This window comes from Bacillus sp. CH_70 (assembly GCF_038007045.1).
GTDB classification, from domain to species: domain Bacteria; phylum Bacillota; class Bacilli; order Bacillales; family Bacillaceae_G; genus Bacillus_A; species Bacillus_A cereus.
The window spans coordinates 1,105,159-1,122,859 of the sequence record NZ_JBBOWL010000001.1; the positions used below are offsets into that span (position 1 = coordinate 1,105,159).

A 17,701-nucleotide genomic window follows, 5' to 3' on the forward strand; every position below is an offset into this window, starting at 1 on the left:
GCGTGGTTTAGTGTGATAGAAAGAAAAAGAGAGTCTTCAAGGGATATGTATAAGAGAGTAAAGGGGAGAAAATATGTCTTTTTATAAAGAGGAAATAAAAGGGGATAAATTGATTATAAGTGATGAAAGCATTGATATTTTAATGGATGCTTTTCAAAAGATTGAAAAGATATATAATGAAGGGCCTCACAGATTACCAAATCTAAATGAGTTAGAGATAATGTTAAAAAATGCATTAGAAATGCAGAGTGATAGTTTTTCTTTAGAGGAACAAGAAGTAGTAGATTGTAAGTTTAAATTAAAAAAACGTCGCAAAAAATCATTTAAGCCAGGGATAGTTTTTGCGATAAATCTTAAAAATATTAATAAGTATGGGTACGGAATGTTAGTGAAAGGCCAAAATGTTACGCGGCCATATGATGGGGAAACATATATAGAATATTTTTCTTTATTTACAGATGAAAAAATACGAATAAGCGAGTTTAAAAACTATTACAAGAATCAAAAAGAAGTATTATTTACGGCGTATACTGCCTGGTCTGGTTGGTTAGATGGTGATTGGAAAATTATTGGTGGATTACCAATGGAATTGTTTGATCCGGGGGAGTATAATCTTCCAGATTTTGTGTTTGAGAATAAGGATCAGGGGACTTATTTTGTAAGCCGAGGGAGAGCAGATGGTCCTTTAATCGATTTTGAAATGGTTAGTGAAGAAGAAGGGAAGAAAATTAAAAATCCTTCAGGGATAGCAGGACAATATGTTATAGAAGATTGGTTGGAAGAGAAATATAGCATTTTATAAAAAAGAATGTTTTTGTGTTGAAGAGATCGAGGATTTTACTTGTATTTGAAAGGAGTAATAATGTGGATATTTATGAGTTAGCTAATGGTGTAGATTCAAAAGAAAAATTAGTAGAATTCCTGTTTTATTTTCAAAAAGATTTCAAAGAAAATAAAGATGAGTCGGAGAATATAACATTAGAAGATTATTTAGAATCAAAGGAAGCATGGCTAAATGATTGTGATGGTGCTTTTCAAAATAAAGGTGAAGAGATGCCTAAAAATATATCATAAAATTTCATAGCGACGATATTACTCGCGGGATCTTATTATGAATAAGTAAAAAACGAAGAGTCTAAATAGTCCCTTCGTTTTTTTTTACTTTATTTTTTCTCTACCAATTTCTTATTCTTCCAATCTAGTGTGAACAATTTATTAAATGTTTTTTGATCAACGTCTTTTACGTTGTTTCCAACCCAGTTTGCAGTTCCGAATGTGAAGCCTGGACGAAGTTGGTAGTCATCGGCGTGTTTTGTATAAGCGACTTGTAAGTTAGATTGATCTGTATTTTTTTCAGAGATAACAACAGCAATCATACCAGGAGAGAAACCGCTATTTGTTAATGCTGGAAGTTGATCCATCGGTATTAAATTACCTTTTGCATCAGATTCATATAGGTATGTGCGAGAGTACATGAAAAGTTGGTTTCCATATAAAGAATGATAGGAGTCACGTGTGTAAATACCCCAGTTTTGATTGTTATATCCGTTAAAGAATACGTTCCACTTTACGTTTTTGTTTGTTTGGTCAATTAAATTTGTTTTATAACTAGTTTGTTTATAGCTTACAGAGTCAGACCAAGTGACTTGACCAGTTGCACCAGCTTCACCGCTAGGGCCATTAGGCGTTACAGAAGCTTTAACAGAGCCACCAAGTTGATAAGATACGCTAGATGTTACAGTCGTTTCTTCTACAGCATTTGTAGGCGCTACGTTAAAGAAACGAGCGCTGTTATCTTGAAGGTTAAATGCAACATCATATTGTGAAGGATAACGTAATGTTGCACTAGCGCCAGGGATTGGGTAGTTATCAATAGGTGCATCACTTATAGTAGGATTTGCTTTTAGAAAACTACCAGTTGTATTAATAACGGCAATCTGTTTATCAGCGCTTGGGTCATCGATAAAAGTTACCTTTAAAGACATTGTCATATTATCAGCTTGATCATTATTAAATGTATTATAGCTCGTATGTGTTTTTGCGTTTTGTCCGATATCTGTTACAACTTGTGATGTTGTTTGAGCATAAGCAGCAGGTGTTGAAAGAGTTACAGCGCTACTAGCAAAAACAGCGGATAATGCTAAACATTTTAAATATGTTTTAGAACGTTTCATACAATCACTTCCTTTTATCTTTGTCGATATATGTCGTATTTCATTCATATCGTAACATAAAAATAAAACGGAATAGATGTATATGCATAATTGCATAGGTGAGTTTTGAAGGATAAAGATAATAGAATTTCATCCAACACTTAAGACTCTAAAATGCCCATTACAGCCGTTCCTAAAAATTTTAAGACGATATGTTTACCAATGTTTTTATTGGGAAGATTGAAGTGCTTAATATTTACGTTATAAGTGCATAACAAGTTATAATAGAAGAAATCAATAAGGAGGCTGGCTGTGAAGAATCTTCGTTATCTCAATATATTTACCATATTAATTATATACACACTACTTATGTTTTACATCGGCTGGAACGGATGGGTTTGGCTTCATGCGGTATTTGGCTGGGAATCTTGGGGATATTATGCTTTCATAGTCGCATTTATTTCATATGCGTACATTCTCGTGCAAGTGTTTAAGTTTCTGCCATTTCTGCGAACGATAGGTTCGATTTGGTTTGCGGTTATACAATATGCACTTATGTTGTTGCCATTAGCTGATATTATGGTCTTTCTTTTACAGTTTTCAGTGGAGAAAGAAGCAGCAATTATTTGGACAGGGGCGGCTGTGATAGCTGCATTTATCTTTATCTTTGCGTACGGAGTATTTAATGCGTATAGTCCGGTAGTAAGAAAGTACGAAGTGCACATACCGAAAAAAGTAGAGGGGCGTAAAAGTTTACGCATTGCGATGGCTTCTGATATGCATTTCGGTAAACTGTCTGGCGTTTCACATTTAAAAAGACTTGTTCGTCATGTAAATGAGATGGAACCTGATATTATTTTGCTGCCAGGTGATATTATCGATGATCATCCAGGTGTGTTCATTCAAAAGAATATGGGACCAATCATGAAACAAATGAAAGCACCATTAGGTGTATATGGCGTATTAGGAAACCATGAATACTACGGCAGAGCGGTTCCAGAGTTTTTACAAGAGATGGATAAGATTGATATTCGTATTCTTTTAGATGAAGTAATCACCATTGAAGATGATTTCTATCTCGTTGGAAGAAGAGATAAAACAGAGCGAGATCGCCAAAGCTTTGAAAAACTTATGAGTACAGTGGATAAATCCATGCCAGTTATCGCAATGGATCATCAGCCATTTGAGTTGAAACAGGCAGCGGATGCTGGTGTAGACTTACTGTTATCCGGTCATACGCACCGCGGACAAATGGCGCCCAATCATATTGTAACGAGAAGAATGTACGAGCTAGACTGGGGATACGCACAAAAAGGCGCGTTCCACGCAATTGTTTCTTCTGGATTTGGATTTTGGGGACCACCGCTTAGACTTGGTAGTAGGTCGGAGATTGTGCAGGTAGAAGTTACGTTTGAATAAGGTTAAATAAAAGGGATTATACATATTAATCATGTATAATCCCTTTTATTTTTTATTTCTCAATCGCGCTCTTTACTTAAATATAATCTCAATTAGTTGTTGTGGATGTGCATTAATTAATCCATGAACAATAATAATTACCCATACCTTACGATAACGCGCCCACAAATATCCAAGGAATAGACCTACGATACCAAGGTTCACAATGACTGTAGCTGTATCAATATCCCAATGACCAGAGCCATGTAATGCGATATGCCAGCTTGCCCATAACAATGATGTAAGAAGAATAGCCGGCCAAGTACCTAGTAATAATTCCAAACGTGTTTGCAACCAAACTCTATAAAAAATCTCTTCAAGTACACTATTTATAAGAAACCCTACAAGTAAAATGGTCATTAAAATCGTCGGTTCCATTTTCATTGAAACAAATGGTGTAGAGAATATAGAAAAGAAGTTGAAGTAACCCCAGATTATAATGACAATAAGTGGTGTAAACTGATGCCATCTAATATCCCCTGTTAATTTTACTGATTTTGGTCGTTCTTTTTCGGGGTTATTTTTATAAAACAAAAGCAGCATTAATGGAGTGAATAATAATAAAATAATTTTAAATATCATAAACCACAATTGTAATGCCATTCCTTCAAAGTTCGTGGTGAGAAGACAAATCGTGAAGAGGGAGCCGCTTAAGAATAAGATAGCAGTTTGAATTATGATGCGCCTTGGTTCAAATTGTTGAAGGGGATTATAGTTTTTATGATGAAATGGTAGGAAACGGACAAGGAGTATACCGACAATAACAGGGATCCACTTGTACCAAAAAGGGATTGTGCCCTTATGATCTCCACTGTAACGAATGTTCGTTTCTCCAATCCATATAAGCCAAAGAGATGAAAGCAAGATAATAAGCATAATGATACCGCCAATTAACTTCCCCGATTTTGGAAAATAACTGTCCATAGTTATTCGACCTTTCATATTATAATTGTAAGTCAGTTTCTAATTGACTCTATTCGCTGCTTTTTTCTTTAATAAATATGTATGTATAAATCTATTAAAACAAAAAAGAGGAGTCGTGGAAATGTTTTCTTTTTTTGATTAAATTTGATAAGAATAAGAGGACCTGTTTTTTATAAAAATAAAACGTTTATATTCAAATTGCAGAATAGTATATTTACGCTTCTTCAAAAAAGAGATAATATAAAAAGACTTTGCTTGAAAAGGGGGATTGTAAGTGATCATATCAGATGTACTATACGGAAAATTTGAAGTGGATGCAGTGCTAGAAGAATTATTTTTAAGTAAGCCTATGCAAAGACTAAAGGGAATTCATCAAGCAGGCGCAAGTTACTTAATGAACGAGAAATGGAATGTAACTCGTTTTGAGCATTCAGTGGGTGTTATGTTATTAGTGAAAAAACTAGGTGGTTCAGTAGAAGAACAGATTGCTGGTTTACTGCATGACATATCACATACTGCTTTTTCCCACGTGATTGATTATGTTTTTGATAATGAAGATGAAAGTTATCATGAAGAGATATTTAGTTCTGTTGTGAAAAAATCAGAAATTCCAGCGATCCTTGCGAAGCATGGTTATAACTATGAAGATATTTTATTAGATGATTCGAAGTGGACATTACTAGAAAGGTCAGCGCCAGAATTATGCGCAGATCGAGTGGATTATACGTTACGAGATATGTATACATATGGGTATATTTCTTTAGAAGAAGTTCATAGTTTTTTAGAGGATGTCATCGAAGTAGAGGGGAAAATGGTTCTTCAAAATATCGAAATAGCGGAATGGTTTACAGAAACGTATTACAAAGAAGTAATCGATTTCTTTATGGAACCAATGAATATTTACGGAAATGATATGTTAGCGAAAACGTTAAAGTTAGCTCTTCATAAAAAGGTCATTCATGCAGATGATTTTCTCCTTGAAGATGATGAGCTTATTTCGAAATTGCAGCAATGTAATGACCCCGAAGTAGAAGATTTATTAAGCAAAGTTCATCCAAATGTAAAAGTAAAAGAAGATAGAAACGATTATGATCTACATAAGAAAAATAAAGTTCGTCTCATTGATCCGCCGTTACTTCGAGAAGGTGAAGTTGTTCTATCGTCTGTTGTGTCAGAAAACATAAGGAAGATGAGTGGGGGCGCTTATGAAAAAGCGGTGAGAGGGATGTATGTGAAAGTGATTGCGGATTAGCAAAAAGAAGGTATCATCACATAAGATGATACCTTCTTTTTATTCATCTAATATTTTCCACTCATTTCCCCAGTCCTTCATCGCGTCAAAAATAGGACGGAGTGTTTCGCCTTTTTTTGTTAGTGAATATTCCACGTGAGGTGGCATAGTTGAATAGATTTTTCTCTTTATAATATTTTCTTGTTCAAGTTCTTTTAAGCGAAGAGAGAGTGTGCGTGGGCTAATGCCACTTAGACGTCTTTCAAGCTCAGCAAAACGTTTAGGACTATAGAACAAATCTCTTAAAATTAAGAAAGTCCACTTTCCACCTATTACAGACATTGTTTTTTCAATGGGACATTTCAATAAAATTTCATCGTTTTTATTTTCCATATAAACACTCCTTACTATATAAAAGTATAGGTACTATATAAAAAATCAGTACTTTTATAATTAAAGTACTTTCTTTATTATAGTTCTAAAGGAATATATAGGTAAATTACTAATTTTTGAAAGGGGAGTTAGCAAGTGGGTGGGGTGGCTAGTAGAAATTCAGATGTTCAAACAAAAGAGAAATCGGGTATTATCATTTTAATCGCTTTGGCAATGGGATTTATTATGGCAACGTTAGATGTAACAGTAGTAAATGTTGCAGTGGTGAATATTCAAGAAACATTAGGACTGGCATTGTATAGTTCGACATGGATTGTCGACGGATATATTTTATCTTTTGCGGCATTATTATTGGCTGGGGGGTCATTAGCCAATCGATTTGGAGCAAAAAAAATATATATGATTGGTTTAATTATTTTTGTGTTCGCATCTCTTTTATGTGTGATTGCTACAACTGGGAACATTCTTGTTATGGGGCGGGTAATTCAAGGTGTTGGAGCGGCTTTATTTATGCCAAGTTCACTTAGTTTATTAGTAGTATCATTCCCGGATGAAAAGAAGAGAGCTAAAATGTTTGGTATATGGTCGGCAATTGTATCCATTGCTTCTGGTACGGGTCCTTTTATTGGTGGCCTTTTAGTAAATACATTTGGTTGGCGAAGCATTTTTATTATAAACCTTCCAATTGGGATGATTGGTATTGTAGTGGCTTTTGTAATTATTCCAAATGTTTTACCGGAAAAGGAGAAAATAAATGTAGCGAATCATTTAATCGGTATAATTGCAATAACATTATTGGCGTTTACTCTAATTGAAGGTCCAAGTTATGGATGGTCCTCGTCTCAAATTTTAGGAGGAATAGTAGGGACGGTATTAACCGCAATTCTCTTTGTTTATGCAGAACGAAAGTCAAAAAACTCGGTTGTGCCAAGAGTGTTGTTCCAAAACGAGACGTTTACCTCAGCGAATATAGTTGGGTTTCTAATAAACTTTGCTTTATTTGGCGGAATATTTATGTTTGGGCTCTTTTTACAAAAAGCATACGGAGCAAGTCCATTTGTAGCAGGGTTACAACTATTGCCGATGATGAGTGTATTTGTTATTGGAAATTTATTATTTGCAAAAATGGTGACTAAGTTTGGATCAAACTTGCTATTATTCATAGCGTTATTTATAGCTAGTATAGGATCTGTATTATTAATGTTTCTAGTGAAAAATGTGAGTTATATAGGAATTGCACTCATTTACAGTGTTGTTAATCTTGGAATCGGTATAGCAGTACCTGCCATGACTACAATTGTAATGAAATCTGCCGGTCGTGAAAATGGCAATATGGCTGGAGCAACTTTAAATGTAAATCGTCAAATTGGTGCATTAGTCGGTATAGCGATTATGGGAATCATTTTAAATGAATCATCGAATTGGTACAGAGGGGCAAGCTATAGTTTTTTAGTTATTGGGCTTTCCTATCTATGTGCAGCATTTTTAGTTTGGAAGTTTGTGGAGAGGGAATAAAACAAGTAGAGCATCACTTCTAGATGCTCTACTTGTTTCACATTACTGGTCAAACCAATTCCAAATCTCAATATCTCCAAGAGTCGCATAACGTACGTGCGGGGAGTTTTGTAATTTTAATAACTCTTTCGACGGGCCAGTAATAACAATTCCGTATACTTTTACACCGTTCTCTTTTACATACTCATAACGCTTATCTAAGTTCAGCTCTTTTTCAAGAGTCCAAGTAGTTTTACTTACAGTTTTTTTATGCTCAGAAAGAATGCGCATCATTTCGAGTACTTCATCTTCTTTTGTCTTCGGTCGTTCTGCTTCACTATCAGGGAGGTTTATATGTTCTGGAAATCCGATAACCTCTCCGCCATGTAGGATGAAATCTTCCTCATCTATTCTCTCTTGTCCTGTGTCTAAAGCGTACCATACAGGAGTTGGTGGCATTTCTTGTGCTTCAAATGTGCTATATAGAATAGATTCTAATTCTTGTAAAGTGTAAAGTTTGTCAAAAGATATCGCTACTTCTGCAACGGTTCCCTCATGTACTTTTGCAAGTGTATCCCACACTTTTTTAGATGGTTCTTTCAAATGATCACCTTGCTTTATTTTCGGATGAACAAAGGAAAGTTTAGAGTAATTCAATTTGTTTGCCCAAGATTTATTTGTAACAGTTACAGACGATAAGAAGCTTTTCGTTGTTACTGTACCGAATTGAACTTCTTTTTTGCCGACAGTTTTAACTAAATTCATTTCATTTTCTGTACGGAAAAAGGGTTTGATTTTTGTACTGCCTCCAGTGGAACGAATATTTGGAATTGTTGCTTCTAGTGCGAGTGCTGGAATCTCATTTACTTCAGCTAACTTTTTCATATTATTGAAGTAAAGAGAAGATGAAAAATGATCGGCAAAATAGATTGCTATACAAACCGCAAGAACAAAACTAACAGTTTGCCAACGCTGTTTCCATTTTATTTTCCAAAATGGGACATTAAGATTTTGTGGTGGTAGTCTTTTCTTGATCGGTGCACTCTTCGTAAGCAATTCATCCAAATACACTTCACATTCCTCACAAGTCTCTATATGATTTTCTAATTCTTCTTGTTCATCACGTGTGAGTGTTCCGTTTTCGTACTTCTCCCATAGTGTTTTAAATTCTGCACATCCCATCTGTATCACTCCTCTATGTTTCTCGCTTCTTTCCGTCCGCGGTGTAATTCAATTTTCACTTTCGCTAATGAGAGACCGGTCATTTCTGCTATTTCTTTATACGAGAATCCATAGTAATCTCGTAGTAGTAGGACATTTCGTCTTTCGAGCGGAATAGAAGATAAACTTTCTAACCAACTAGCGATCTCAAATTTTACGAAATATTCATGTTCTGTACTTGGCACGTTTGGTAAATGGAATTCTTCCACTGTAGTTGTTTTATATTTTTTTTCTTTTCGATACCAATCGATAAAGGCGTTGTAGGCTATTGTAAATAACCACGGCCTAATTTCTTCACCTTTATAATAATCAATATGGACGAGCATGCGGTAAAAGGTTTCCTGCATGAGATCTTCAGCAAAATGAGAATCTCCGGTTAGGGAGAGAAGATAGCGAAATAAATCATGCATATGATCTGAATAAATGTCTTCTAATGATTGTTTGCGTTTCACTAATTTCCCTCCCTTCATACATAACAACGAAATACATATAAAAAAGTTACAATTTTTTATGGAATTATAGTAAAAAACGTCAAGAATTGGATTGCGTTCTCTTTTATCATAATACATATAAGGCGGGTGAACAGAGATGGAAAGCTATGAAACACAAATTCAAAGGTCAATTGATTATATTGAGGAAGATGTAATGGAAAAACAAACGCTGCGTAATTTAGCTCGCATTGCAGGTTTTTCTGAGTCGCATTTTCACCGTGTATTTCAGGCATTAGTAGGTGATACAGTAATGGAGTATGTTCGAAAGAGGAGGTTAGCCCGGGCAGCTTATCAACTTTCTCATACGGATGAAAAAGTTATTGATATCGCGTTTGAACATGGCTTTCAATCTCACGAAACGTTCACGAGAGCCTTTAAAAAATTATTTCAAATGACACCGAGTGAATATCGAAAACAAGAAATCGAAACACCGATGTATTACAGAGTGAATGTAAAGCAAAGAAAATTAAATCCGTATTTAGGGGGCATACAAATGGAATATCGTATTGTAAATAAACCAGAATTTTTAGTGGCGGGTTATGAATTGAAGACGACAAGTAAAGAAGGGAAAAACCATCAAGACATTCCAGTATTTTGGCAAGAATATTTACAAAAAGATCTTGGGACAACAATTCCCAATCGTAAAGATACGAGCCAATGGGTAGAGCTTGGATTATGTACTGATTTTAATTTAGAAACAGGGGACTTCACTTACATTATCGGAATGGAAGTTACAGACTTTGAAAATGTACCAAATGAAATTGCGAAGCGTACTTTCCCGGCAGCAACATATGCAGTATTTACAACGCCGAAAGTTCCTCATGAAGAAATGGTATCGTCTATTCACCAAACTTGGAATGCAGTATTCTCAGAATGGTTCCCGCATTCAGGATATGAACATTGCGGTGTTACGGAGTTTGAACTGTACGATGAGCGTTGCCACGAAGATAAGAGTGAGTTTGCACAAGTAGAGCTTTGGATACCGGTGAAGAAAAAATAATAGGGTAAGAGCGAATCGTTGGGAGATGGTTCGCTTTTTCATAAAAGGGGAAATGGGAAAATGTTCAAAAAACTAGAATGTGTATCTATACATACGAAAGATATAGAAAGATCAGTTTCTTTCTATAAAGAAATGGGAATGAAGCAAAACTGGATGATAGAAAGAGAATTAGAAGAAGGGGTTATTTGGACGTTAATAGGATTGAAGTTTCCAGATGAGAAAAGTTCGGAGTTAGTAATAAGCAATCATCCGGATATTAATTTTACGGAAGTCGAAGTATTAGTAGAAGATGTACAACAAACGTATGAAAGTTTAAAAGATAATAAAGATGTAAAATGGATTCGCGAACCATTTCCAACAGAATCAGGACATGTTGCAGTAATGGAAGCACCTGATGAGAATGTGTTTGTGTTAGTAGGGAAATAGCTGAAATATGGAGTGATCTTTCATAGTGAGTTATGAAGGGTTATTTTTAATTTGTATAGTAGTAGAGGAAGTAGGTTAGTATTGTCGTTTTTTTCGGTAAGTCGATATATCTAGAAAATCGCTGATATAATTCGAGTTGCGCTGATATATTCAAAAAATCGCTGATATAATTTCATATACCGATAAAACACCTCAAAAAAAACGATCCGCATAATTTCATATACCGTAAAATTCTCCCAGAAAAGAAAAAAAGACGCCACATAGCGTCTTTCCTACGAACGAAACGGAAATACAAGAATAATCGTCGTTCCTTTTCCGAGTGCACTATCAACGGAAATTGTCCCGTTATGAGCATGAACGAGCTGTTTTGTAATGGCTAGGCCAAGTCCAGTTCCGATGTTGCTTTCTTCTGTGTTTGTTCCGCGGTAATATCGTTCAAATAGAAGTTCTTTCGTTTTTTCATCCATTCCTTTTCCGTCATCTGAAATGGAGAGTGTAAAGGAATTAGCGTTTTGTGATAATTTTACGATGACAGTAGTTGTTTCGTTATTATGTTTTACAGCATTTACTAGTAAGTTTTCGATAATACGCTGGAACCATTTTTCTTCAATGAAATATTGAATTTTATTTGAGCTCGGTACGAATTCAATATTTTGATTTTGAAGTGTTGGATTATTAATAAATTGCAATAATACTTTTTGGACGAACTGATTGATTTCAATGTTTACGTGTTGGGCAGGAAGGCTGTTATTTTTTAATTGATACGTTAAGCTTAAATCATCAATTAATGTCGTCATATATTGAGATTTCTCTTTCATAACACTACCAAATTGCTGAATATCACGATCAGTCCAGTTATATTGATTCGATTCGAGTAATAATGCGTAGCCATATATAGAGCTAAGTGGTGTTTTTAAATCATGCGTTAGACCGGTAATCCATTCTTCTCGTGTTTGCTGAAGTACTTGCCTCATCGCATCGTTTTTTTTGAGTGTAATAGAAAGGTGTTCTAGTGAACTTGTTACATCTCTAAACAAACGGAATGACCATTTTTCTTTACCAGATCGCCGGAACCTGACAGGTTTTCCTTTTTTACTAATGGGTTCTTCATACTTTCCACCAGCGATATTTTTAAGCCAGCGCATCGCATGTAATAACGGTTTCCCGAATTTATTACCGTACCAAATAGAAAGAATGACTAAATAAACAAATACGATAAGAAGGATTAATCCGCATCCGATGAGAAACTTCTTAGTAAATACATCTTCAATTTCGTCATCTGGATAGTAGTGATCATTTTTCGCAGTCACAACGAGAAGGTTGCCACTATTTGCATCGTAAAAGCTAGACGTGTTTTCTTTATGATTCCACGGTTCTTTTTCATTAAGGGCGATTTGTATTGCTGAAAATGTTTTTTTCTTTCCAGCTGGATAGGCAAAAACCTCTTCGCCATTTTGATTAAATATTTGAAGTGCTGCTTTTTCTTTAGACAGTAACTGTTTTTCTTGATCTGTTAATGTAAACGAATCCATCGTTAAAGAGGAGTGATCCTTTTGAATTGCTGTCAGTAACGCATTGCTTTTTAACATACCACCATAAATAACAAGTACTTTCTTTTCTTCTAATTCAATTTCCCAATATGTAAATTTATAATTACTTTCGATATGATGTTGTATATATGCGACTAAAGATGTCTTCGTATAAGCATTCGGAACATCATTTGGTGTATTAAAGTGGTAGAGGATTTTTCCGTTTTCATCTACAACTTGGAGCCAATCATTTTTCTCCTTTATTAAATCTTGCACTTCAGATTGTAACGAAATATGCCCATCTTCTGAAGAGATGTATCTTGAAATTGTAAAACTATCAGAATCTGGAATATTAGGTTCGTATAAAGTACTAGTAAGAAGAAAAATTAAATAAGTAAAAGCAGCAACTACAGCGATAAGTAATGTAACTAAAACAAAAACGTGTTGCATGATAAATTGAATAATAAGTCGTTTATTAAAATTCATATCGTCACCCTACTTTGTAACGAACTTATAACCAAGCCCGCGAACGGTTTTTATATATTCTGGTTTACTTGGATCTTTTTCAATTTTTTCACGTAGTTTTCGAATGTGGACCATAACAGTGTTGTCATCGCCATTATAGGCAGGAGCTCCCCAAACTTTTTCATATATTTCCTCTTTCGAAAATACGTAGTTCGGATTCTCGCAAAAGAAGAGTAGTAGTTGAAAGAGTTGAGCGGAACATTCGACAATATGCCCATCTACTGTTAGTTCTGCAGAGTGCTGATCAATTTCAAATCTTCCAAATGAAATCGAGTGTGATTTTTGTTCGTGTGGTACGGTTTGTTTCATATGTCTCCGAAGCTGTGCTTTCATACGTGCTACTACTTCTAATGGATTAAAGGGCTTCGTAATATAATCATCTGCACCGTATGAAAATCCGGATATTTTATCTAAATCAGATGCTTTTGCTGATAGGAAGAAAATTGGACAATCTGTTTGTTGGCGAATGATTGGACAAATATCAAAACCAGATTGTCCAGGAAGCATTACATCTAAAATAATTAAATCGTAATTGTTTTGCTTAGTTAGAGATAAAGCTATTTCAGCTGATGTTGCAGTTGTAATATGAGAAAAACCTTCTTTTTCAAGAATGGTAGTTAGTAATTGTAAAATTGCTGTTTCATCATCAACAAGTAAAATATTTGCTCGGTACATAAAAATCCCTCCTAATTTTCTCGAATATCATATCATCATTTTGTAACTTATGGAATTTTTAAGGAAATTTTAAGGTTTTCTTTCGCAAAAAATTAAGAATCAAATGATATGATAAAAGTAACATAGGGGAGGAGATGAGTGTGAATCCGTTTCAAGTGATGCGAGCTAGATATTTTTTAATTGTATTTGCACTATTAATTTTAATAGCGAGAAGTAGTGGCGATTTGCTAACAAGTATATTTCATATACAAAATTCTTCTTTTATAAATATCCTTATATTCTATATCCTTCCGATCATATGGATTTTTTATGAGTATAGAAAGCATCGCATTTCATTTTCATTGTTTGTTAATAAAAATGAAACATTTAACTTGGTGCAAGTTTTATACATTACGGTTATGTTGTGCATGTTTAGTTACGGGTATCTTATTTTGTATATGTATAGTTTTGCATGGATTACACCGGACTTTATTATGAATGCATTGCATGAACCGATTATAGATAGTACTGGGGGATATGTATATCAAGTCATTAGGGTCGTATTCGTCGCACCAATTATCGGGGAGTTTGTTTTTCGCGGATTTTTACTTCAACGTTTTGCAACAAAATGGGGAACGAGCATAGCGACCATCGTTGTAGCAATATTGTTTGCGTTGTTACATGTTGATTTCCTCGGTGCAGCCATATTCAGCATCGTATTATCAATCGTATATATTCGTACGAAAAGTTTACTCATGCCAATTGCAATACATATGTTAAACAATGCATTTGTAATGGGTGCGTCTTTTTTAATAAGTAGAGAAAAAATTATGAGTTTTGCCGATTTCTCAAATTACACGACATTCTTTCCTGGACTTATTATTTTTATAACAGGATTAAACTTAGTACTTATCTTTTTATTTGTTAATCGTAAATATTGGAGTAAAGAAGTGCCAGTTATATATGCAGAGCAGGAAAAGAGCTTTTCAGATGTAGTGGGGAGTAAATGAGATGAAGAAGACGGTTGAAAAAATATTAAAAGATATTATAGATGCTACGTCTATTACAGATATGTGTGATAAAAGCGTTTGTCATTGGCTTCAACCTGTAGTAGATACGATTGTGTTTCCAGAGTAGTACTTATTTTCTAGTACTCATTTAAAAGAAAATATTATTTCTCTTCTTATTGTGTTCGGGGTTTTACTAATATTTGGTCTAATTGTAGAAGAAATGATGAAGCGCATCTTCAGAAAGAATGAAGAGAAGTATATGTGGATTCATAAAGTATTCGAGAAAGTAATGGTGGCTTTCCTTTTGTTTTATGGTATAAAAACAATCATTTACTTTATAGCTTTGAAACATCATTAATTCGAAATTTGAAAGGGATGTATAAAATTATATGAATGAAACGATATCATCAAATAAGTTTTTTTATTTGATTTTACTTAGTCTAGTGTTAATAACGACAGTGAATGTTATTTTGCGCTGGGAGGAAGCTTACTTTTTCATGTATTTAGCGCTTCATTTGCTAGGGATTTTATGTATAAGTGGTGGAGTGGTTACTGAAAAAAAGAATGAAGAAAGCGTTAATTATATGTGTGTTATCGGTCTTGTTTTACTTTTAGCTGTACAAGGTATTATGAAATATAGTTCTTTCTCTTTACAAGATTTTAATTTATTAATAGATGTACTTCCTTAAAGAGGCTTTTTATGTTATCTAAAAAGCAAGTAGGGTACGTGTTGGTTTGCAAGTGCGATCCTTATTCCGGATTGTGAACTAAAGAAAGTGTTTAAAGATAGGTAAAACTCTTCTTATGTAGAAGAGTTTTTTTATGTAAATAAAAGGATTTCGAGCAATTCACATAATAAGCTTGTTCTAATTTAGCGTGTACGAACTTACAATAATAATAGACAGGCAGCATAGAGGAGGGAATAGCGTGAGGAAGGTTATTGGTTGGTCGCTTTTTTTGTACGTTGGATTTGCGTTACTTATATATTGGTATTTATTTGGATGGAATCATGAACTTATTCCGGACATGTATAAAGGAACAAGTGCAGATCCAGAAACGTTTATGAGTGCGAGAGAGCTTACGCTAAGCCAAGATTATTCGCGCGTGAAAAATTTACTATACTTTTTAGCGACGCCTCTTGAATGGATTATTTTATTGTTTGTACTTGTGCTAGGTATTTCAAGAAAGTTTGAGAAATGGTCGAAGGAAACGACTAAAATAAGTGTCTTGCAAGTTGCGATTTATTTCTTTTATTTATCATTACTGACAACAGTGCTTGCCTTACCGATGCAATGGATTGGCCGGAAAGTGTCCGTTGATTACGGCATTTCAACGCAAAGCACACAAAGCTGGATTAAAGATCATGTTATCGGTTTTTGGGAAAGTTATGCGACTATGTTAATTGTAGTGACCGTTCTATTATGGCTTATCCGTAAATTTCCGAAGAGATGGTGGCTAGCAGGGTGGGCGCTCTCTGTTCCATTTACAATCTTTTTAACATTCATACAGCCTGTCGTTATTGACCCACTGTATAACGACTTTTCGACGCTGAAAAATAAAGAATTAGAAACGAAAATTTTAGCGATAGCAGACAAAGCGGATATTCCTGCTAAACACGTATATGAAGTAAATATGTCAGAAAAAACGAATGCATTAAATGCTTACGTAACAGGAATTGGCCCTAACGCCCGTATTGTAATGTGGGATACAACGCTTAAGCAGTTAAAAGATAAAGAGATTTTATTTATCATGGCCCATGAAATGGGGCATTATGTTATGAAGCATATATATTTTGGCGTTGCAAGTTATGTATTGCTATCGTTTATAGGTATGTTTTTAATTAGTCGTATTATAAATATGTGTATTCGCAAATGGGGAGATACATTGCAAATTTCAAAAGTGGCATGTTTCTCCATTTTACCTTTATTTTTCTTAATTTCTTCTATACTCTCATTTGCAGTACAACCAGCAACAAACTATGTTTCACGTATAGAAGAAAGAGCGGCAGATCAATATGCTTTAAATATGACGAAGGACGGAAAATCTGGTGTGAAAACTTTTCAATATTTATCAAAAACAAGTTTAAGCCAAGTGAATCCGCCTGCGTTAGTGAAATTTTTCTTATACACGCACCCACCAATTTTTGAAAGAATTCATACGTTTGAACAATATGAGAAACAAAGAAAAAAGGAGTAGCTATTATGCTACTTTTTTTTATAGAGATATAAGTTTCATATTGGGAATATTTATCATTGCTTTTTATTGCGATTTTGTAAATAATAAGCTATAAAATTCTAAAAATCTATATATAAAGGAATAAAGGTGAAAAAATGTATTTTTTACAAAATTTAAAAGTGAAATATAAATTATTAGCGCTTATTTCATTAGCAGTTTTAGGTATGGTAATTATAAGCAGTGTAGCAATTAATTCTATTAATAAGATTAAGCACGATACAGAGGTTGTAGTAGATGATTATCAATATTCTGCAATTTTATTAGAAGGAATGCTTCGCACACAAAATTCACTAGAATATAACTTATTAGAGTTAATTACGGCATCACAAAATGAAGTGGCAAATAAAGAGGGAATAATTAATAATATTGAAAAGGATCTTAAAAAATATGATTCTTTATTAAAAGAATATGATGATGGTTTTAATTTAAGTAAGCAAGAGGATGAACTGTTTCAGAAGATGAAGAAATCTTTACCAAGTTATAAAGATACATATAAGAAATTATTTGAAAAGGCGAAGGCAACAAACGAGCCGCAAATGGTAAATGAATTTCAGAAGGAATTAAAACCGAAGGGAATAGAGTTAGCTGGTTATGCAGTGGATCTAGAATCGTATGTTTCAAATTTAGCTGACCAAGTGTTTAAAGATTCTCAAAAAATGATTGATCGTTCCGTTATTACCTTTATCATTCTTGTAGTAGTTACTACAATCATTATATGTATAGTAAGTTATATTATTAGCAAGCTTATAGTTGCTCCTTTACAAACGGTTAGTCGTATGATGGAAAGAGCGAAAGAAGGAGATTTAACCGTACATGGTGATTATACTGCTAAGGATGAATTAGGTGTATTAGTAAGTAATTTTAACGAGATGATTGCAGGGCTAAGAACAAATATGCAAGAAGTAGAGAATAATATTCAGCTTCTATTCCAACATGCAGACGGAGTAGTATCTGCAT

17 protein-coding genes and 3 pseudogenes are annotated in these 17,701 nt (G+C 34.3%); 12 read left to right on the plus strand and 8 right to left on the minus strand.

The features are described 5' to 3' along the window. The first annotated feature begins 73 nt into the window (after positions 1-73). Both N2V79_RS05595 and N2V79_RS05600 read left to right on the plus strand, forming a co-directional pair. Positions 74-802 (plus strand): Imm26 family immunity protein, encoded by a 729-nt coding sequence (locus N2V79_RS05595; protein ID WP_075719215.1) that lies wholly within the window; start codon positions 74-76, stop codon positions 800-802. A gap of 62 nt (positions 803-864) precedes the next feature. Beyond that, a complete protein-coding gene (locus N2V79_RS05600; RefSeq protein ID WP_075719217.1) occupies positions 865-1,074 on the plus strand; it encodes a DUF7660 family protein in 210 nt (69 codons plus the stop codon). Positions 1,075-1,163: 89 nt separating this feature from the next. Here N2V79_RS05600 and cytK2 read toward each other — a convergent pair whose 3' ends face one another. Together cytK2 and N2V79_RS05610 are read right to left on the minus strand one after the other, a co-directional pair. After that, positions 1,164-2,174, minus strand: coding sequence for a beta-channel forming cytolysin CytK2 (gene cytK2 / locus N2V79_RS05605; RefSeq protein ID WP_000830627.1), 1,011 nt, complete (start codon positions 2,172-2,174; stop codon positions 1,164-1,166). A gap of 143 nt (positions 2,175-2,317) precedes the next feature. Beyond that, positions 2,318-2,431 (minus strand): annotated as a pseudogene (locus N2V79_RS05610) (TetR family transcriptional regulator); the annotation flags it as partial. A gap of 34 nt (positions 2,432-2,465) precedes the next feature. Between N2V79_RS05610 and N2V79_RS05615 the strand changes: the two are divergent. Further along, positions 2,466-3,572 (plus strand): metallophosphoesterase, encoded by a 1,107-nt coding sequence (locus N2V79_RS05615; protein WP_050842827.1) that lies wholly within the window; start codon positions 2,466-2,468, stop codon positions 3,570-3,572. Positions 3,573-3,644: 72 nt separating this feature from the next. Here the strand turns inward: N2V79_RS05615 and N2V79_RS05620 are convergent, their stop codons facing one another. Beyond that, positions 3,645-4,535 (minus strand): CPBP family intramembrane glutamic endopeptidase, encoded by an 891-nt coding sequence (locus N2V79_RS05620; protein WP_340719655.1) that lies wholly within the window; start codon positions 4,533-4,535, stop codon positions 3,645-3,647. 274 nt (positions 4,536-4,809) lie between these two features. Between N2V79_RS05620 and N2V79_RS05625 the strand changes: the two genes are divergently transcribed. After that, a complete protein-coding gene (locus N2V79_RS05625) occupies positions 4,810-5,787 on the plus strand; it encodes an HD domain-containing protein (protein WP_064532860.1) in 978 nt (325 codons plus the stop codon). Positions 5,788-5,826: 39 nt separating this feature from the next. Here N2V79_RS05625 and N2V79_RS05630 read toward each other — a convergent pair whose 3' ends face one another. Further along, positions 5,827-6,159 carry a winged helix-turn-helix transcriptional regulator gene (locus tag N2V79_RS05630; protein ID WP_064532861.1) on the minus strand — a complete coding sequence of 111 codons (333 nt, stop codon included), beginning with the start codon at positions 6,157-6,159 and terminating at the stop codon, positions 5,827-5,829. A gap of 135 nt (positions 6,160-6,294) precedes the next feature. Between N2V79_RS05630 and N2V79_RS05635 the strand changes: the two genes are divergently transcribed. Beyond that, on the plus strand, positions 6,295-7,674 hold the full coding sequence (locus tag N2V79_RS05635; RefSeq protein WP_064532863.1) for an MFS transporter: 1,380 nt from the start codon (positions 6,295-6,297) through the stop codon (positions 7,672-7,674). A 42-nt stretch (positions 7,675-7,716) separates the two neighbouring features. Here the strand turns inward: N2V79_RS05635 and N2V79_RS05640 are convergent, their stop codons facing one another. Together N2V79_RS05640 and N2V79_RS05645 are read right to left on the minus strand one after the other, a co-directional pair. Then, the gene (locus tag N2V79_RS05640; protein WP_064532865.1) at positions 7,717-8,835 is read right to left on the minus strand and encodes an anti-sigma factor; all 1,119 of its coding nucleotides are present in this window, start codon (positions 8,833-8,835) and stop codon (positions 7,717-7,719) included. 5 nt (positions 8,836-8,840) lie between these two features. After that, positions 8,841-9,344: an RNA polymerase sigma factor gene (locus N2V79_RS05645; RefSeq protein WP_003269770.1), complete on the minus strand. Its 504-nt coding sequence runs from the start codon at positions 9,342-9,344 to the stop codon at positions 8,841-8,843. A gap of 118 nt (positions 9,345-9,462) precedes the next feature. On the opposite strand from N2V79_RS05645, the gene N2V79_RS05650 reads away from it, so the two are divergent. Both N2V79_RS05650 and N2V79_RS05655 read left to right on the plus strand, forming a co-directional pair. Further along, a complete protein-coding gene (locus N2V79_RS05650) occupies positions 9,463-10,365 on the plus strand; it encodes an AraC family transcriptional regulator (protein ID WP_000446842.1) in 903 nt (300 codons plus the stop codon). A 60-nt stretch (positions 10,366-10,425) separates the two neighbouring features. Then, positions 10,426-10,791: a VOC family protein gene (locus N2V79_RS05655; protein ID WP_000473644.1), complete on the plus strand. Its 366-nt coding sequence runs from the start codon at positions 10,426-10,428 to the stop codon at positions 10,789-10,791. Positions 10,792-11,063: 272 nt separating this feature from the next. Here the strand turns inward: N2V79_RS05655 and N2V79_RS05660 are convergent, their stop codons facing one another. Together N2V79_RS05660 and N2V79_RS05665 are read right to left on the minus strand one after the other, a co-directional pair. Beyond that, positions 11,064-12,806: a sensor histidine kinase gene (locus N2V79_RS05660; RefSeq protein ID WP_340719656.1), complete on the minus strand. Its 1,743-nt coding sequence runs from the start codon at positions 12,804-12,806 to the stop codon at positions 11,064-11,066. A 9-nt stretch (positions 12,807-12,815) separates the two neighbouring features. Next, positions 12,816-13,520 (minus strand): response regulator, encoded by a 705-nt coding sequence (locus N2V79_RS05665; RefSeq protein ID WP_064532867.1) that lies wholly within the window; start codon positions 13,518-13,520, stop codon positions 12,816-12,818. 140 nt (positions 13,521-13,660) lie between these two features. Here N2V79_RS05665 and N2V79_RS05670 point away from each other — a divergent pair, with 140 nt between their 5' ends. The 5 genes and pseudogenes from N2V79_RS05670 to N2V79_RS29200 all read left to right on the plus strand — a co-directional run. Beyond that, positions 13,661-14,509, plus strand: coding sequence for a CPBP family intramembrane glutamic endopeptidase (locus N2V79_RS05670; RefSeq protein WP_064532869.1), 849 nt, complete (start codon positions 13,661-13,663; stop codon positions 14,507-14,509). 1 nt (position 14,510) lies between these two features. Beyond that, positions 14,511-14,867: pseudogene (locus N2V79_RS05675) on the plus strand (hypothetical protein). 31 nt (positions 14,868-14,898) lie between these two features. Continuing rightward, a complete protein-coding gene (locus N2V79_RS05680; RefSeq protein WP_016082517.1) occupies positions 14,899-15,198 on the plus strand; it encodes a DUF2101 family protein in 300 nt (99 codons plus the stop codon). 238 nt (positions 15,199-15,436) lie between these two features. Next, entirely contained in the window at positions 15,437-16,705 is a 1,269-nt protein-coding gene (locus N2V79_RS05685; protein ID WP_001233316.1) for a M48 family metallopeptidase, read from the plus strand. 134 nt (positions 16,706-16,839) lie between these two features. Then, a pseudogene (locus N2V79_RS29200) lies at positions 16,840-17,619 on the plus strand (MCP four helix bundle domain-containing protein); the annotation flags it as partial. Between the last annotated feature and the right edge of the window lie 82 nt (positions 17,620-17,701).